This window comes from Brevundimonas nasdae (assembly GCF_016654005.1).
Classification (GTDB): domain Bacteria; phylum Pseudomonadota; class Alphaproteobacteria; order Caulobacterales; family Caulobacteraceae; genus Brevundimonas; species Brevundimonas nasdae.
This window is the reverse complement of sequence record NZ_JAEPWN010000011.1, coordinates 63,580-79,332: the sequence shown is the minus strand read 5'-3', so window position 1 is coordinate 79,332 and position 15,753 is coordinate 63,580. Positions and strand designations below refer to the sequence as shown.

Sequence of the window (15,753 nt, the reverse complement as noted above, 5' to 3'; positions counted from 1 at the left end):
AAACAGTGCGCCAATCTGTCGATTGCGCCCGCAATCCGCAACCGCGACGGCGCGGGTTCGGGCCGCAGTTTTTCTGCAACCCACCCTCAGTTTTTCTACATCAGCCCCTGAGCGCCTTCAGGACGTAGAAGTCGGACAGGATGCCGTCGATGGCCTCCTCCACGTCCTCGAAGGCGTCGATCAGGACGTCGCCCCCCAGGGTCTCGACCGGCACGGGGGTGTAGCCGAACGTGGTCAGGATGCAGGGCATGCCTGCGTCCCGCGCGGCCCCGGCGTCAGGGGCTGCGTCACCGACCATGATGGCGCGCTCGGGATCGCCCCCCGCCTGGGCCACGGCCTCTTTCAGATGCGCGCCGGAGGGTTTGCGGGCGCTGACACGGTCAGGGCCGACGATGGCGGCGAAACGCCGGGCCAGGTCCAGCTTTTGCAGCAGCAGTTCGGACAGGTCCGACCGCTTGTTGGTGGCCACCACCAGAAGGGCGCCGCGCTCGGTCAGACGCTCAAGCGTTTCGACCACGCCTTCGAACGGCTGGCTGCCGTCGGCGATATGGGCGGAGTAGTCGGTCAGGAAACGCTGGAACAGTTCGTCGGATTCCGCCCGCTCGACCGATGCGCCTGCCGCCTCGAAGCCGTGAACCAGCAGGGCCCGCGCGCCGGAGCCGATCAGCTTTTGCGCCTCCTCCATCGCGACCGGCGGCAGCCCCTCTTCGACCAGCAGGCGGTTCAGGGTTCCGATCAGGTCCGGCGCGGAATCGACCAGCGTCCCATCCAGATCAAAGGCGATGGTCCAGCCTTCCAGGTCGCGATCGGTCATCCATATCTCCCGCTGGCCCGCATGATGGGCTAGATCGGGACACGACTAGACGCCGGGACGATTCATGACCAGCCAGACACGCGCTCGCGCCGCAATCATTCTCGCCGCCGGGCAAGGCACGCGGATGAAATCCCCGCTGCCCAAGGTGCTGCACCCGGTCGGCGGACGGGCCATGCTGGACCACGCCATCGACGCCGCCGAGGCGCTGGGGTGCGAACGGATCGTGGTGGTGGTCGGCGTGCATTCGCCAGAGGTCCGCGCCCATGTTGCCAAACGGCTGGGCGACGCCGCCATCGCGGTTCAGGACCCGCCGCTGGGCACTGGTCACGCCGTGCGCGCGGCGGAACCGGCTCTGGCCGGTTTCGAGGGCGAGGTGGTCGTGACCTATGGCGACGTGCCGCTGCTGAAGGCCGCCGACATCGAGCCTGTCTTCGGATCGGCGGGGGTGACCGTCATCGGCTTTGAGGCGCGCGATCCCGGCGCCTACGGGCGGTTGATCATCGAGGGCGAAACCCTGACCGCCATCACAGAGGCCAAGGAGGCGTCGCCCGAGGTTCTGGCCGTCACCGCCTGCAATTCCGGCGTCATGGCCGCGCCTGCCAGGCTGTTGTTCTCGCTGCTGGCTGAGGTCAGGAACGACAACGCCAAGGGCGAATACTATCTGACCGACGTTGTCGAACTGGCCCGGAAAGCCGACCACCCGACCCGCGCCGTCTTCGCAGCCGAAGACGCCGTGATGGGCGTCAACGCCCAGGGCGAATTGGCCCAGGCCGAAGCCCTGTTCCAGAAGGTGCAGCGCGAGACCTTCCTGGCCGCGGGCGTGACCATGAGCGCGCCGGACACCGTCCACTTCGCCTGGGACACCGAGATCGGCAGCGGAACGGTGATCGAACCGTTCGTCGTCTTCGGCCCCGGCACCCGCATCGAAGGCGGCGCCCGCATCCGCAGCTTCAGCCATATCGAGGGCGCCCGCGTCGCATCCGGGGCCGAGGTCGGCCCCTATGCCCGCCTGCGCCCCGGCGCAGACCTGTCCCCGGGCGTGAAAGTCGGCAACTTCGTCGAGGTGAAGAACGTCAGGCTGGGCCAAGGCGCCAAGGCCAACCATCTGGCCTATCTGGGGGACGGCGCAGTCGGCGCGGGCGCGAACATCGGCGCAGGCACGATCTTCTGCAACTATGACGGCTTCAACAAGGCCCGCACCGAGGTCGGAGACGGCGCCTTCATCGGCTCGAACTCCAGCCTGGTCGCCCCGGTCACCATCGGCGCCGGGGCCATCGTCGCCTCCGGCTCCGTGATCACCAAGGACGTGCCCGCAGACGCCCTCGCCTTCGGCCGCGCACGTCAGGCCTTCAAGCCGGCCGCCGGCGCCGCCTTCCGCGAGAAGGCAAAGGCTGCGAAGGCGGCCGGTAAAGACTGACCCGGATCAGATGATCCTGATGCCTGCGCCGACCGCGTCGGACGCGGGACCAATGAGCAGGTCCAGATGCTCGCCGTCGAAGTTCAGACCTTCGACGCCCGCCTCGACGCGTTTGCGTACGGCGGGAATCTCGAGATCGCCGTAAACCTCCATCCGCCAGCCCGTTTCGCCGGTCGTGCGGTCACGCGTTCTGGCCAGCCAGGCTGAGCTGATCGAAGGATGGTCAAGGGCGTCTTTCATTCGGGCCACCAGAACCGATGGCGCGGGATCGGGCGTCGTCAGCTCGATATTGGGATCTTCCACGGTCGGCTGGGCGTTGCCTGCGCTCGCCAGAATGGCCGCGATGTCGGCGGGCGTCAGAACCAGCCCCTTCTCCTGACCGGGGTTCAGCACGATCCAGCCGCCCGTGAAGGCCTCAAGCAGATGGCGGCCGCGAATGGCCATGCTGGCAGGTTCGCCAAACAGGTTGGTGGCGAACTCCGTCCGGGTGAAGGCGGCGGTAGCGTTGTGCCCTTCCTTCAGGACGATGCCGTTCAGGCGGAAGGGCGCGTCACGGCCCAGCACGACGCCCTCAGGCGGTCTGCCTCCGGTCGGCGACACATAGAGTTCAGAGGCCAGCAAGGCCGTCTCCACCCCACCCTGCCGCGACGGGTCGGTGAAGGCGGCGTCCAGAGCGGTTTCCAACAGGTTCTTCGATGACACAGGCATACCTCACGCTTCACTAGAGGCGGCGAATAGCACGAATGTCGCCCGTCCCAAGCCCTGCCCCCTTCACGCCTTCGCGCGCAGCCCCTATGGAGCGGACATGAGCGCAGATGATCAAAAACGCCTTGCCGGCGAAGCCGCCGCCCAGCACGTCGAAGCGGGCATGATCGTTGGATTGGGCACCGGCTCGACCGCCGCCTGGTTCGTCAAGGCGCTGGCGGCGCGCAACCTGTCGGGCCTGCGCTGCGTGCCGACCTCTGAAAAGACGGCCGATCTGGCGCGTGAACTGGGCCTGACCCTATCCACGCTGGAGGATACGCCGCGCATCGACCTGACCGTCGACGGCGCCGACGAGATCGGTCCCGGCCTGGCCCTGATCAAGGGCGGCGGGGCGGCCCTGCTGCGTGAGAAGCTGGTGTGGGAGGCGTCGGCGCGCTGCATCGTCATCGCTGACGCCGCCAAGGTGGTGCCCGTGCTGGGGACCTTCCCCCTGCCGATCGAGGTCGTCGCCTTTGGACACAAGACCACCGGCAACCGCATCGCCGACGTGCTGGCCGATCACGACATCGCCGCCCCGGCCCGCGTGCGCCAGGCGGATCGTGGACTGGTCCGCACCGATGGCGGCAACCTGATCTATGACGCCGCCTGCAAGGCGATCACCGACCCGGCGCGTCTGGCCGACGACCTGAAGCTGATCACCGGCGTCGTCGAACATGGCCTGTTCCTGGACCTGGCCGATCTGGCCATCATCGGCCACGACGACGACGTGGAGACCATCACGCCCTGAACCTTGCCGCGTCGTCCTTGTCCGGTCAGGCCTGGGCGCCTAAGTCGGGTCAGCGCTGCGGCCAGGCCCGGCGGATTTCAGACTATTCAGACGAATTGGACTCCTTTTTTCGGGTCCGATGCCGGAGCGCCCGATGACCACCTACGACTACGACCTCTTTGTCATCGGCGCCGGTTCGGGCGGGGTGCGGGCGGCGCGGCTGACGGCGCTGGACGGCAAAAAGGTGGCGGTGGCCGAGGAATACCGCGTCGGCGGCACATGCGTGATCCGCGGCTGCGTGCCCAAGAAGTTCATGGTCATGGCCTCCGAGGTCAGCCACGCTCTGGAGATCGCCGAGGGCTATGGCTGGTCGTTCGACAACGCCCGGTTCGACTGGCCCAAATTCCTTGAGGCCAAGGATGTCGAGATCGCCCGCCTGTCCGGCATCTACGCCGCCAACCTGGGCAAGGCGGGCGTCGAACTGGTCCACGGCCGCGCGGTGCTGAAGGACGCCCACACCGTCGAAATCATCGGCAAGAACCGCACCATCACCGCCGAGAAAATCCTGATCGCCACCGGCGGCCGCCCGTGGAAGCCGGAAAACCTGCCCGGCATCGAACACGCCATCACGTCCGAGGAAGCCTTCCACCTGCCCGAACTGCCCAAACGCATCCTGATTGCGGGCGGCGGCTATATCGCGGTGGAGTTCGCCGGCATCTTCGCCGGTCTGGGCGTCGAGACGACCCTGATCTATCGCGGGCCCAACATCCTGCGCGGCTTTGACGACGACGTGCGCGCCCATCTGGCGGCGGAAATCGAGAAACGCGGCATCAAGGTCATCCTGGGTTGCCAGCACCAGTCGATCGAAAAGACCGAGACCGGCCTGGTGAACCACCTGGAAAACGGCATGAAGCTGGAGACGGACGTGGTCATGTTCGCCACCGGCCGCATTCCCTACGTCAAAGAACTGGGCCTGGAGCAGGCCGGGGTCGAACTGAACGACGAGGGCGCGATCAAGGTCGATCCCTATTCAAAGACGACGGCGCAAAACATCTGGGCCATCGGCGATGTGACGGATCGGATGAACCTGACGCCCGTGGCGATCCGCGAGGCCGTCGCCTTCCACCAGACCGTCTTCCGCGACAATCCCCAGCACTTCGACTACGAGGCCGTGGCCACCGGCGTCTTCAGCCAGCCCCCCGTCGGCGTGGTCGGCCTGACCGAGGCCGAGGCCCGCCGGTCCTGCTCGAACGGCGTTGATGTCTATGTCACCCGCTTCCGCCCGATGAAATACGCCTTCACCGGCTCGGACGAGCGGGTGCTGATGAAGCTGGTGGTCGACGCCGACAGCCAGCGCGTCGTCGGCGTCCACATCGTCGGCCCGGAAAGCCCCGAAATGATCCAGCTGGCCGCCATCGCCGTGAAGGCGGGCCTGACCAAGGCGCAGTGGGATGCGACCTGCGCCGTTCACCCGACCATGGCCGAGGAACTGGTCACCCTGAAGGAGAAACAGTCCGGCGCCACATCAGCAGGCTGATCTCCTCAACGCCGTATGGTCACCACGGGCGGCGGCGTGCGCGGCCGCTCGCGGAACCGCTCGATCAGGTCCAGCTTGGCCGTGTCCGGCACAGGCATGGCCTCTGGGCCCTCGTTGCTGAACATCATCAACTGGGTGTCCCCGCCCCGCGCCCTGGGCCACTCGGGACGTCCCACGCCATTGGGATCGCCCGAGCGCGCAAAGGCAGTCCAATAGGCCATCATCGCTTCGGACGCGTTCCGGTCGACCTCCGTGACGGGATAAGGCAGCTTCGACAGGGCTCCGAACACATAGGGCCGCTCAATGGCGTGCGACGCCCCGCCGTGCGGTTCCGGATTGTCCGGCGAGGTGACGTCGAAACGATACAGATAGGCTTCCCTGCCCGCCGCCGAATGCAGCCGCGCCAGCATCCGCGCGGGTTCGGAGAATACGGCGTCGGTGATGAAACCCTTGTCGAACCCGTCCTGTCCGCCATAGGCGGCGACCAGCGAGGCGCGCTCCAGCCAGGTCGTGTCGTCGTCGATCATGCCATAGCCGTTCCGGTCGGTGGGCCGCATCCACCAGAACTCGGCGCTGTTGGAGCCGATCATCATGGGCACAGGCGCCTGACGCCCCGCCTTGAACGCCGCCTCGATGGTCGAGGGCACGATCTTGCCGTCGATCAGGGTCAGGTCGCCATTGGCGAAAACGGGCGAAGGGGTCAGGAAGACTTGGGCCGGTGCGGCGCGCAGATCGGCGGCGGTGCGAAGTCCGGCGCCCAGCGCCCAGGCCTCGCCCCGTTCACGGGCGGACGGCAGGCCGCGCACATCCTTGGCGTTCAACGGGGTCTGGAACTCGCGCCCCAGTCCCGACTGGATCACGGCCTTGTCGAACAGGCCGCGTGCGGGGGGCGAGATCATCAGGCGGGTGACGATGGCGCCGCCCGCCGACTCGCCGAAAATGGTCACATTGGCCGGATCGCCGCCGAAGGCCGCGATATTGCCCCGCACCCACTTCAGGGCCGCGATGACGTCCATCAGGCCGTAGTTGCCACCCGCCTCGCCCGCCGGGCGCTCCGCCGCCAAAAGGGGGTGATCAAAGAAGCCCAGTCGGCCCAGCCGATAGTTCAACGTCACCACGACCACGCCGTCGCGGGCCAGATGCGACCCGTCATACAAGGCCGCCGTGCCCGAACCATTGTTCAGGGCGCCGCCGTGGATCCACACCATGACCGGCGCAGGCTCCGTCGCTGTCACAGGTCGCCAGACATTCAGGTTCAGGCAGTCCTCGCTCATCGGCAGAGGACCGACGCCCGGATCACCGCTGGGTGGAGGCTGGATGCACAGGGGCCCATAGGTCGAGGCGTCGCGCTCGCCCCGCCATCTGGGCGCAGAACCGGGCGGCCGCCAACGACGCGCCCCCGCAGGCGATGCGGCGTAAGGAATGTTCTTGAAACTGGCCACTTCAGCATCCGCACGGCCCATGAGGGCGCCCTGCTGGATCTGAACTACGGGCTGCTCGGCTGTGGGCGCCATCATGAGGGAGAGGGTGGCGAAGATGCCGGCGATTGTCATCCGCGCTGATTAGCAAATCCTGCCGGCAGGCCAAGCTTGGCAGGAGCGCAGTTCAAAATTCTTGCAGCCGAACACCGGCGTCGACCGCAGCGGCATGGAGCGAACGGCTTGAACGACGCGGATGCCGCCCATCGAACAGTTTGATCGTCCGAAACTTTCGCCCTTGGCTGGCGAATTTCAGCGTTCTGGTTTACCCCCTACCGGATTGGTCGTGGAGCGAACTGTTCCACGCGACAGAACAGGCGTCGAATGACCCAAGCACTGAATGGCCGACGCGTGCTGGTGGTGGAGGACGAGTCCCTCGTCGCCATGCTGCTGGAAACCATCCTTGAAGACATGGGCTGCACGCCTGTCGGTCCGGCGTCCAACATCGACGAGGGTGAGGCGATGGCCCGCGACACCGTCGATCTGGACGCAGCCCTGCTGGACGTGAATGTCGCCGGTCGTCAGGTCTTCCCCGTCGCCGCCGCCCTGAAAGAACGCGGCGTGCCCTTCGTCTTCTCCACCGGATACGGCGAAGGCGGCCTGCCCGACGAATGGCGCGGCGCCATCACCATCCAGAAACCCTTCACAGAGGCCGCCGTCCGCGACGCCCTGATGAAGGCCATGGGCGTCGCAGACGTCTGATCAGTCAGTGCGGCGTTCGGCGGGGTGCAAACCATCCTGCGTCAGACCGTTGCACCGCGCCGGTCACGGCCAGCACGGCCAAGGTTTGCTCAACCTGTCGGCGCACAGCCGCGCGGCCGCCATCGAACTCGTCGATCAGCAACTTTGAAGGCATGGGAACCCCCGCCTTCCGCATGATCGTCAAAAGGTTGGACGCCATCTCACCAGGCTCCAGCGACAGGTTGGTCCTGACGGGCGCGCTGGGCAGGTTGATTTCGGCCGTGCGTGGGCGTCCGGTCATCGTCACGCGTGTGGCCTGATAGCCAGGCCTCAAGAAACGTACTTCGCCACAGGTCTCCTGTTCAGCACGATGCTGATTCAGCACAATCAAGCGGTCGACGATTTGCGCATCGCTAAGGTCATTCGGCCAGCCGTAGGCCGCCGCCACGGCCTGATCGAGGCGCTGGTGCAGATAGTCCAACACGCCGATGCAGCCCATTTCGTGAACCTCCTGCTCCGCTTCAGTCAGAACCACGCCGTGGTTGAGCTTTGCTCGCGCATTGTACAGGCCTGTCATTGTCAGCGAAGGATGGCGGGCCAAAACACGCGCCCTCAGTTCATCAACCTCTTCGGCCAGGGCTGCGATCTCAGCGGCCCTGCAGCCATTCAAGTCTGGGAACGGGAATGCGTCGAAACAACTGCCCTTCACATAGACGGCTTCCCGCTCGTACTCGCCGATGCGTCCTGCATTGGCGGCGAACCAGGCGCGATGCTGGCGGGAAGACAAGACGCCCAGATGCATCGGGTCGTCGCTGGCGATGACGACCAGTTTGTTATCGGCCGCAACCGCGCCGTCCATAAAGCGGAACCAACGATGCTTCGCCGTCTCGATCGTGACGATGTATCGGTCCAGACCCTGCGCCGCCGCGCGCAGTTCACGCCGCGGCTCACCGAAAATCCACCAGTTGTCGCGGTAGGTCGCGCGGTTATTGCGATCACGCTCCGGCTTCACCGTTTCCAGAAGATGCTGATAGATCAGCGGATGCTGGCGTCGAACCTCACCCTCCTCCCAGCCGAAAAAGTCGATCACCTTCAGTCCGCGCGAATGATCGGCCAAGTCGCGACCGTTGCGATAGTCCAGAAAAGGCGACGGCGCACCTGGTTCGGAACCGGCTGAAAGGGCGAGAGCCTTTTCCGCAGTCACCAGGAACCCGCCGCCCTTCAGTTGAACCCCTCAATGCGCCAGCAGTGCATTTGCTTTCAGGGGGATGAGGCGAGTCAGGCGACTGTCCAACTTCAGGTCGGCGTCAATCACGCCGTGGCGCTCCTCAAACGTCAGTTCGGCTTCATTTCGGATCTGCCCTCGATAGCTTTTCAGCAGCTCAAGAAAACTGCGCCGTTCGATCAGTTCGACGCTGTCCGCGAACATGGCGAAGATGCACTGCATCACAAAGAGAGCTGTCTTGTCCGACTGCGCGGCGCGTTGAACGCGGTCGAGCCCGACCTGAAGTCGCGTGTTGATCGAACGAACGGTCCAGGCCAGGCGGGTGGCGATAGCCGTCGTTACCTCAAGCGATTTCGCCGCCGGATCAAGGGACATGGGCTCGGTCCACACGCGGCGAAGCCGTTCACGCACTTCCGCAGACCGCAGTTGGTCCAGCGTAATTTTATGAGTCGTCCGACTGGGGAACGGGGCGTAGATATTTCCCTGTCTGGCGAAGTCGGACCAGAGTTCAATCGACCGCCCGACATCTACCAGCACCAGAAACGGCGGCCATTCATCCAGCGCCTTGGCGTAGTTTTCAGCCTGCCGTTTAGCGGCCCGCATGAAACCCTCTGCGGTGGTTTCACTTTGAGGCTTTGGCTTTCTTTTGGACATCAATGAAAGCTGGACGACCTGATCCAGAGGGCCGCCGTCGCGTCGCTTTCGTGACTGTTTCGCCTCCAGCACGAAGCAACCGCGCTTGGCGCAATCGATATAGCCAGGCTGGGCGGATCCGTCGTCATGCTCAAAGCGAACGGGCCGCTCAAAACAGTAGTCCAGATCCCCGGCGCGCTCGTCATCCGGCGCCGGCGCACCGATCAACCGACAAAGCTGGATGATGAATGTCTGATAGTGCGCACGCTCGCTGATGGGCGCGACGGACCAATGATCGATGAAGGCTTCGACATCCATAGATTGCTTTCCCGACATGAAAACAATCTGTAGTTACCAGATCTAAAATGCAACCTATTCGTGCGAATACCTTTTATACAACATCGGCTTGCCCAGCCAATAAGCCAGTTCGGCCGGTCGGGTGATGCTCCACACCGCCAGATCCGCAGCCTTGCCGGTTTCGATGGTTCCAACCTCGTCCAGAACGCCAAGCGCCCTCGCCGCCTCGCGCGTGGCGCCGGCCAGGGCTTCTTCGGGCGTCAGGCGGAACTGGACGCAGGCCAGGTTCAGCACCGCCGTCATCGAGGCCACCGGCGATGTGCCGGGGTTGCAGTCGGAGGCGATGGCCATGCGCACGCCGTGCTTGCGCAACAGATCGACCGGCGGAAGCTTGGTCTCGCGCAGCATCAGGAAGGCGCCGGGCAAGAGGACCGCGACCACGCCTGCCTCGGCCATGGCGGCGACGCCCGCCTCGGTAGAATGTTCGATGTGGTCGGCGGACAGGGCCTGGTATCGGGCAGCCAGGGCCGCGCCACCGCCGTCCGACAACTGATCGGCGTGCAGCTTGACCGGCAGATTCAGCGACTGCGCCTTTTCGAACAGGCGCGACACCTCGTCCTGCGTGAAGGCGATGGGCTCGCAGTAGGCGTCCACCGCATCGACCAACCCCTCGGCATGGGCGGCGGGCAGGATGTCGTCCACAGCCTTGTCCACATAGGCTGCGCGGTCCGAGCGATGCTCAGGCGGAGTGGCGTGCAGGCCCAGATAACTGGTGCGGACGCGGACCCCGCCCTCGCGCCCGATGCGGCGCGCGACCCGCAGCATCTTCAGTTCGCTGTCATGATCCAGTCCATAGCCGGACTTGATCTCGATGGTGGTGACGCCCGTGGCCTTCAGCCCCTCCAGACGGGCCATGGCCGAGGCGAACAGTTCGTCCTCCGACGCCTCACGCGTCGCCTTGACCGAAGAGACGATGCCCCCGCCGGAACGCGCAATCTCTTCATAGGTCGCCCCGCCCAGACGTTTCTCGAACTCGCCCGAACGGTCGCCGCCAAAGACCAGATGGCTGTGGCAGTCGATCAGCCCCGGCGTGACCCAGCGCCCCTCCAGACGATCGGTATCCACAGCCTCATGCACAGGCAGGTCAGCACGGGCGCCGGCCCAGGCGATGCGGCGGTCCTTGATCAGGATGGCCGCATCCTCGATCGCGCCATAGGGGACGCCGCCCTCGGTCATGGTGGCGACGTGACAGTCGGTCAGAAGGCGGTCGGCCTGGATCATCGGCTGGAGACTCCGCTCAGGATTTCACAGAACCAGCGCCCGACGGTCAGGGAGCTTAGGTCGCCGATCTCCAACGACGGATCATATTCGGTCAGGTCAACGACGCGCACCTTGGGATGGGCGCCGATGACACGGGCGGCGTCGAAGAAGTCATGCACCGACACCCCGCCCGGTCGGGCGCCAGGGCTGGCGGGCCATTGGCTGCGGTCGATCACATCGATGTCGAAGTCGACGTAGATGACTTCGCACAGGGCTGACAGACGCTCCAACTCCTCGGCGACCACGACCGCCAGACCCCGCTCATGGCATTCGCGCGCCATGCGGACGCTGATGCCCGCCGCCTTGGCTTTTTCGTGGGCGCGGCGGGTGTTGGCGAAGGGGGCCAGGCCGATCTGGCTGATGCGGGCGCCGTCCAGACCGTCGTCCAAAAGGGCCTGTATGGGATTGCCGTTGGTCAGGCCCTGATCCGTATCGCGCAGGTCGAAATGGGCGTCCAGGGTCAGGACGCCGACGCGATCCAATCCCAGAGCGTGGGCGCCCGGACGTGTGATGGCGTTGTTGCCTCCGATCAGGATGGTCAGGGCGCGGTGGGCCTGCGCCTTCACCGCATCGCGGACAGGTTCAAAGGCGTCGGCGGGCGAGACGGCCTTCAAGGCCACGTCGCCTGCGTCATGCGCCTGCACCGCCAGTTCCAGCCCGGTTTCGACATCATAGGTCGACAGGCGCGGCAGCACGGCCCGGAACGCCTTTGGTCCCAGATCACAGCGTCCGGGCGTCAGGGAACGCTCGTTCAACGGCGCGCCGATCACGGCGACGGGGGCGTCGGGGTGATCGCCGACCAGATCGGCGACCGAGCGCCAGCCCAGGGCTTCAGACGGTTCGCTCATGCTCATTCCTTGATCGGCGTCTTCATCGGGGATTGGGTCGGGGAAAATCGCGCAACCAGATCATAGGCCGCGCCGGGGAAGGTCTGCCACGCCCAGGTGACCGCCAGGCCATCGCGCCACGTCCGCCGTTCCAACCGCAGGCAGGGCGTGCCGTCCGACAGGCCCAGACGCGTCGCCGTCTCCCCGTCTGCGCCCACGGCGGAAATGCGATGCTCGGCCTCGGTCCAGGGCATGTGCGCCAGCAGCCAGCCGCCCGGAGGCGCAGCGGTGAAATCGGCGTGTTCCGCCTCCGGCGCCGTCGTCAGAGAAATCAGACGCCGCTCCAGCGTGAACGGCATCGCATCGGCCAGATGCAGGGTCTCCAGTTCGATCAACCGTGCGCCCATTCCGTCTTCGTCCGCCCGGCTCGGGCGTACGATGCGCAAAAGCAGTTGGTGCGAATAGGCCAGCCCCCTGCCCTCGATCTCGGACTGGATGTCAGGAATGGCGACCAGGGCCGATGAGTGGACGGGCGGGTGGGCGACCACGGTTCCAGCGCGCCTGCGACGCACCACCAGCCCACGCGCCGACAGATCGGTCATGGCCCGCGACACCGTCATCCGGGCGCAGCCGTATTCGGCCATCAGTTCGGCCTCGGTCGGGATGCGAAAGCCCGGCCGCCATTCGCCAGAAGCGATGCGACGCTCAATGTCGCTGGCGATCCGCCGATGCAGAGGCTCAATATCCATGGTCGAACCCTGCCTCTTGCGCGCAATAATGTCTAGACATTAGACTGCCTCCACAATGCACGACGACGGACGACCGTCGCATGGAGGATTGATGACCGCCACGCCCAACACCCGCGTCATCCGCAGCCCGCGTGGGCCGGAAATGACCGCCAAGACCTGGGCGGCCGAGGCCGCGCTTCGCATGTTGATGAACAACCTCGATCCCGAGGTGGCCGAACGTCCGGAAGACCTCGTGGTCTATGGCGGCATCGGCAAGGCGGCGCGGAACTGGCAGGCCTTCGACCGCATCGTCGAGGAGTTGCGCGCGCTGGAGGCCGACCAGACCCTGCTGGTCCAGTCGGGCAAGCCGGTCGGCGTCTTCCGCACCCATGCCGACGCGCCGCGCGTGCTGATCGCCAACTCCAACCTGGTGCCGAAATGGGCGACGTGGGAGCATTTCAACGAACTCGATAAGAAGGGTCTGGCCATGTACGGCCAGATGACCGCCGGGTCGTGGATCTACATCGGCACCCAGGGCATCGTGCAAGGCACCTATGAGACCTTCATGGAGGCGGGCCGCCAGCATTACGGCGGCGACTGGTCGGGCAAATGGATCCTGACAGCGGGTCTGGGCGGCATGGGCGGCGCGCAGACGCTGGCCGCGACCATGGCGGGCGCATCCTGCGTGGCGGTCGAATGCCAGCGCAGCCGGATCGAGATGCGCCTGCGCACCCGCTACCTTGACGTCATGGCCGAGACACTGGACGAGGCCCTGGCCCTGATCGAAGACGCCAAGGCGACCGGAAAGGCCATATCTGTCGGCCTGTTAGGCAATGCAGCCGATGTATTGCCTGAACTGATCAAGCGCGGAGTACGCCCCGATCTGGTCACAGACCAGACCAGCGCCCACGACCTGATCAACGGCTATCTGCCGTCTGGCTGGACCGTGGCGGAATGGGAGGACAAGCGCGTGTCCGACCCCGCCGCCGTCACCGCCGCCGCGAAGACGTCCATCGTCGAACACGTCAAGGCGATGCTGGCCTTCCAGGCCATGGGCATTCCGACGACCGACTATGGCAACAACATCCGTCAGGTCGCCTTTGACGCTGGCGTCGAGAACGCCTTCGACTTCCCCGGCTTCGTGCCCGCCTATATCCGCCCGCTGTTCTGCCGCGGGATCGGGCCGTTCCGCTGGGCCGCTCTGTCGGGCGATCCCGAAGACATCAGGAAGACGGATGCGGCGATGAAGACGCTGTTCCCCGACAATGCAGGCCTGCATCGCTGGCTGGACATGGCGGGCGAGCGGATCGCCTTCCAGGGGCTGCCCGCCCGCATCTGCTGGATCGGCCTAGGCGACCGCCATCGCGCGGGACTGATGTTCAACGAGATGGTTGCGTCTGGCGAACTGTCGGCCCCCATCGTCATCGGTCGCGACCACCTGGATTCAGGTTCGGTCGCCAGCCCCAACCGGGAAACCGAGTCAATGATGGACGGATCGGACGCCGTGTCCGACTGGCCGCTGCTGAACGCCCTGCTGAACACAGCCTCGGGCGCGAGTTGGGTGTCGCTGCACCACGGCGGCGGGGTCGGCATGGGCTATTCCCAGCACTCGGGCGTGGTCATCGTCGCCGACGGCACGCCGGAAGCCGCCAGACGTCTGGAGCGCGTGCTGTGGAACGACCCGGCCACCGGCGTCATGCGCCACGCCGACGCCGGATACGACATCGCCAAGGACGCCGCGCGCGCCAATGGCCTGAACCTGCCCTCGCTGGACCTGTAAGCGCATGACCAACACACTCACCATCGGCGCCGCGCCACTGACCCTGGCCCAACTGCGGGCCGTTCTCGATGGTCCCGTCAAGGTCGAACTGACGCCCGACGCCTGGGCCGACGTGGACAAGGGCGCGGCGGTCGTCGCCGCCATCGTCGCCGAAGGCCGCACCGTCTATGGCGTGAACACCGGGTTCGGCCTGCTGGCCAACACTTCCATCGCGCCCGAAGATCTTGAGACCCTGCAACGCAATCTGGTGCTCAGCCACGCCTGCGGCGTCGGCACCCTGCTGCCGGATGCGGTGACGCGCCTGCTGATGGTGCTGAAGATCGCATCGCTATCACGCGGCGCATCAGGAATTCGTCGCAAGACGTTGGAAACTCTGATCTCACTCGTCAATGCAGATGTGCTGCCCTGCATACCGTCCAAGGGTTCCGTCGGGGCGTCCGGCGATCTGGCGCCCCTGGCCCATATGTCATGCGTCCTGATCGGCGTGGGCGAAGCGCGGCTGAACGGTGAGACGCTGGATGCGGAAACGGCGCTGTCGCGCATCGGCCTGTCGCCCCTGACGCTGGGACCAAAGGAAGGCCTGGCTCTGCTGAACGGGACCCAGTGCTCGACCGCGCTGGCGCTGGCCGGACTGTTCGCAGCCGAGGCTGTGTTCGCCGCCGGCGTCGCAGCCGGCGCCCTGTCAGTCGATGCGCTGAAGGGGTCCGACGCCCCGTTCGATCATCGCATCCACGTCCTGCGCGGACAACCGGGTCAGATCGCCGTCGCCGCCCGCCTGCGTGAACTGATCAGCGGCTCGGCCATTCGCGACAGCCACCGCGACGACTGCGCCAAGGTGCAGGACCCCTATTCCCTGCGCTGCCAGCCCCAGGTCATGGGCGCGATCCTGGACGTGCTTAACAACGCCGCCGCCACGCTGGAGCGCGAAGCCAATGCGGTGACCGACAATCCGCTGGTCTTTATCGAAGACGGCGACGTGATTTCTGGCGGTAACTTCCACGCAGAACCCGTTGCTTTTGCAGCAGATCAGATCGCCATGGCCCTGTGCGAGATCGGCAATATCTCCGAGCGCCGCACCTCGATCCTGGTCGATCCGAAGATGAGCGAACTGCCCGCCTTCCTGGTCAAGGAGAGCGGCCTGAACTCCGGCTTCATGATCGCCCAGGTGACGGCGGCGGCCCTGATCGCCGAGAACCGCATGGTCGCCCATCCGTGCAGCATCGACACCGTGCCCACCAGCGCCAATCAGGAAGACCATGTGTCGATGGCCACCCACGGCGCGCGCCGCCTGCTGGACATGGCCGAGAACACGGCGACCGTGGTCGGCATCGAACTGCTGGCCGCCGCACAGGGGATCGAGTTCCACCGTCCGCTGACCAGTTCGCCCGCACTGGAGCAGGTGTTCGCCATCGTCCGTGAAGCCGCCGCTCCCTATACGTCCGACCACTATTTCGCGCCCGACATCGCCCGCGCGACGGACGGGGTGCGGGCCGGTCGCTACCGGTCCTTCGCCGAGGGTCTGCTGCCCTCGGCCTAGGCCAAAAA

Annotated in this window: 14 protein-coding genes; 6 read left to right on the top strand and 8 right to left on the bottom strand. The window is 65.8% G+C overall.

The window, feature by feature from the left end:
• Positions 1–100 precede the first annotated feature (100 nt).
• A complete protein-coding gene (locus JKF87_RS15470) occupies positions 101–814 on the bottom strand; it encodes an HAD-IA family hydrolase (protein WP_201100783.1) in 714 nt (237 codons plus the stop codon).
• A 64-nt stretch (positions 815–878) separates the two neighbouring features.
• Between JKF87_RS15470 and glmU the strand changes: the two genes are divergently transcribed.
• Positions 879–2,231, top strand: a complete 1,353-nt coding sequence (gene glmU, locus JKF87_RS15465; protein ID WP_201100782.1) for a bifunctional UDP-N-acetylglucosamine diphosphorylase/glucosamine-1-phosphate N-acetyltransferase GlmU — start codon at positions 879–881, stop codon at positions 2,229–2,231.
• 6 nt (positions 2,232–2,237) lie between these two features.
• Here glmU and JKF87_RS15460 read toward each other — a convergent pair whose 3' ends face one another.
• On the bottom strand, positions 2,238–2,939 hold the full coding sequence (locus tag JKF87_RS15460; protein ID WP_201100781.1) for an SseB family protein: 702 nt from the start codon (positions 2,937–2,939) through the stop codon (positions 2,238–2,240).
• Between the two features lie 97 nt (positions 2,940–3,036).
• Here JKF87_RS15460 and rpiA point away from each other — a divergent pair, with 97 nt between their 5' ends.
• Complete coding sequence (rpiA, locus tag JKF87_RS15455) at positions 3,037–3,723, top strand: ribose-5-phosphate isomerase RpiA (RefSeq protein WP_201100780.1); 687 nt, start codon at positions 3,037–3,039, stop codon at positions 3,721–3,723.
• A 133-nt stretch (positions 3,724–3,856) separates the two neighbouring features.
• Entirely contained in the window at positions 3,857–5,239 is a 1,383-nt protein-coding gene (gor, locus tag JKF87_RS15450; protein ID WP_201100779.1) for a glutathione-disulfide reductase, read from the top strand.
• Positions 5,240–5,244: 5 nt separating this feature from the next.
• On the opposite strand, the gene JKF87_RS15445 is transcribed toward gor, so the two are convergent.
• The gene (locus JKF87_RS15445) at positions 5,245–6,792 is read right to left on the bottom strand and encodes a carboxylesterase/lipase family protein (protein ID WP_236261434.1); all 1,548 of its coding nucleotides are present in this window, start codon (positions 6,790–6,792) and stop codon (positions 5,245–5,247) included.
• 249 nt (positions 6,793–7,041) lie between these two features.
• On the opposite strand from JKF87_RS15445, the gene JKF87_RS15440 reads away from it, so the two are divergent.
• A complete protein-coding gene (locus JKF87_RS15440; protein ID WP_201100778.1) occupies positions 7,042–7,419 on the top strand; it encodes a response regulator in 378 nt (125 codons plus the stop codon).
• 4 nt (positions 7,420–7,423) lie between these two features.
• On the opposite strand, the gene JKF87_RS15435 is transcribed toward JKF87_RS15440, so the two are convergent.
• Genes JKF87_RS15435 through JKF87_RS15415 form a run of 5 tightly spaced genes read right to left on the bottom strand, consistent with a single transcriptional unit; the run spans position 7,424 to position 12,449 of the window.
• Positions 7,424–8,602, bottom strand: a complete 1,179-nt coding sequence (locus JKF87_RS15435) for a type IIL restriction-modification enzyme MmeI (RefSeq protein WP_201100777.1) — start codon at positions 8,600–8,602, stop codon at positions 7,424–7,426.
• Positions 8,603–8,632: 30 nt separating this feature from the next.
• On the bottom strand, positions 8,633–9,574 hold the full coding sequence (locus JKF87_RS15430) for a type IIL restriction-modification enzyme MmeI (RefSeq protein WP_201100776.1): 942 nt from the start codon (positions 9,572–9,574) through the stop codon (positions 8,633–8,635).
• A gap of 54 nt (positions 9,575–9,628) precedes the next feature.
• Positions 9,629–10,831: an imidazolonepropionase gene (hutI, locus tag JKF87_RS15425; RefSeq protein WP_370874353.1), complete on the bottom strand. Its 1,203-nt coding sequence runs from the start codon at positions 10,829–10,831 to the stop codon at positions 9,629–9,631.
• Positions 10,831–11,721, bottom strand: a complete 891-nt coding sequence (locus JKF87_RS15420; protein WP_201100774.1) for an agmatinase family protein — start codon at positions 11,719–11,721, stop codon at positions 10,831–10,833. The genes hutI and JKF87_RS15420 overlap by 1 nt, the downstream gene beginning before the upstream one ends.
• Positions 11,722–11,723: 2 nt before the next feature.
• A complete protein-coding gene (locus JKF87_RS15415; RefSeq protein ID WP_201100773.1) occupies positions 11,724–12,449 on the bottom strand; it encodes a UTRA domain-containing protein in 726 nt (241 codons plus the stop codon).
• A gap of 91 nt (positions 12,450–12,540) precedes the next feature.
• On the opposite strand from JKF87_RS15415, the gene hutU reads away from it, so the two are divergent.
• Both hutU and hutH read left to right on the top strand, forming a co-directional pair.
• Entirely contained in the window at positions 12,541–14,208 is a 1,668-nt protein-coding gene (gene hutU, locus JKF87_RS15410) for a urocanate hydratase (RefSeq protein WP_201100772.1), read from the top strand.
• 4 nt (positions 14,209–14,212) lie between these two features.
• Positions 14,213–15,745 carry a histidine ammonia-lyase gene (hutH, locus tag JKF87_RS15405; RefSeq protein ID WP_201100771.1) on the top strand — a complete coding sequence of 511 codons (1,533 nt, stop codon included), beginning with the start codon at positions 14,213–14,215 and terminating at the stop codon, positions 15,743–15,745.
• The last annotated feature ends 8 nt before the right edge of the window (positions 15,746–15,753 follow it).

Excerpts from the sequence above, each read along its gene's own strand:
- JKF87_RS15460 (WP_201100781.1), bottom strand. The coding sequence starts at position 2,939 with ATGCCTGTGTCATCGAAGAACCTGTTGGAAACCGCTCTGGACGCCGCC.
- JKF87_RS15445 (WP_236261434.1), bottom strand. The coding sequence starts at position 6,792 with ATGACAATCGCCGGCATCTTCGCCACCCTCTCCCTCATGATGGCGCCC.
- rpiA (WP_201100780.1), top strand. The coding sequence starts at position 3,037 with ATGAGCGCAGATGATCAAAAACGCCTTGCCGGCGAAGCCGCCGCCCAG.
- glmU (WP_201100782.1), top strand. The coding sequence starts at position 879 with ATGACCAGCCAGACACGCGCTCGCGCCGCAATCATTCTCGCCGCCGGG.
- gor (WP_201100779.1), top strand. The coding sequence starts at position 3,857 with ATGACCACCTACGACTACGACCTCTTTGTCATCGGCGCCGGTTCGGGC.
- JKF87_RS15440 (WP_201100778.1), top strand. The coding sequence starts at position 7,042 with ATGACCCAAGCACTGAATGGCCGACGCGTGCTGGTGGTGGAGGACGAG.
- hutH (WP_201100771.1), top strand. The coding sequence starts at position 14,213 with ATGACCAACACACTCACCATCGGCGCCGCGCCACTGACCCTGGCCCAA.
- JKF87_RS15420 (WP_201100774.1), bottom strand. The coding sequence starts at position 11,721 with ATGAGCGAACCGTCTGAAGCCCTGGGCTGGCGCTCGGTCGCCGATCTG.
- JKF87_RS15415 (WP_201100773.1), bottom strand. The coding sequence starts at position 12,449 with ATGGATATTGAGCCTCTGCATCGGCGGATCGCCAGCGACATTGAGCGT.
- JKF87_RS15470 (WP_201100783.1), bottom strand. The coding sequence starts at position 814 with ATGACCGATCGCGACCTGGAAGGCTGGACCATCGCCTTTGATCTGGAT.
- hutU (WP_201100772.1), top strand. The coding sequence starts at position 12,541 with ATGACCGCCACGCCCAACACCCGCGTCATCCGCAGCCCGCGTGGGCCG.
- JKF87_RS15430 (WP_201100776.1), bottom strand. The coding sequence starts at position 9,574 with ATGGATGTCGAAGCCTTCATCGATCATTGGTCCGTCGCGCCCATCAGC.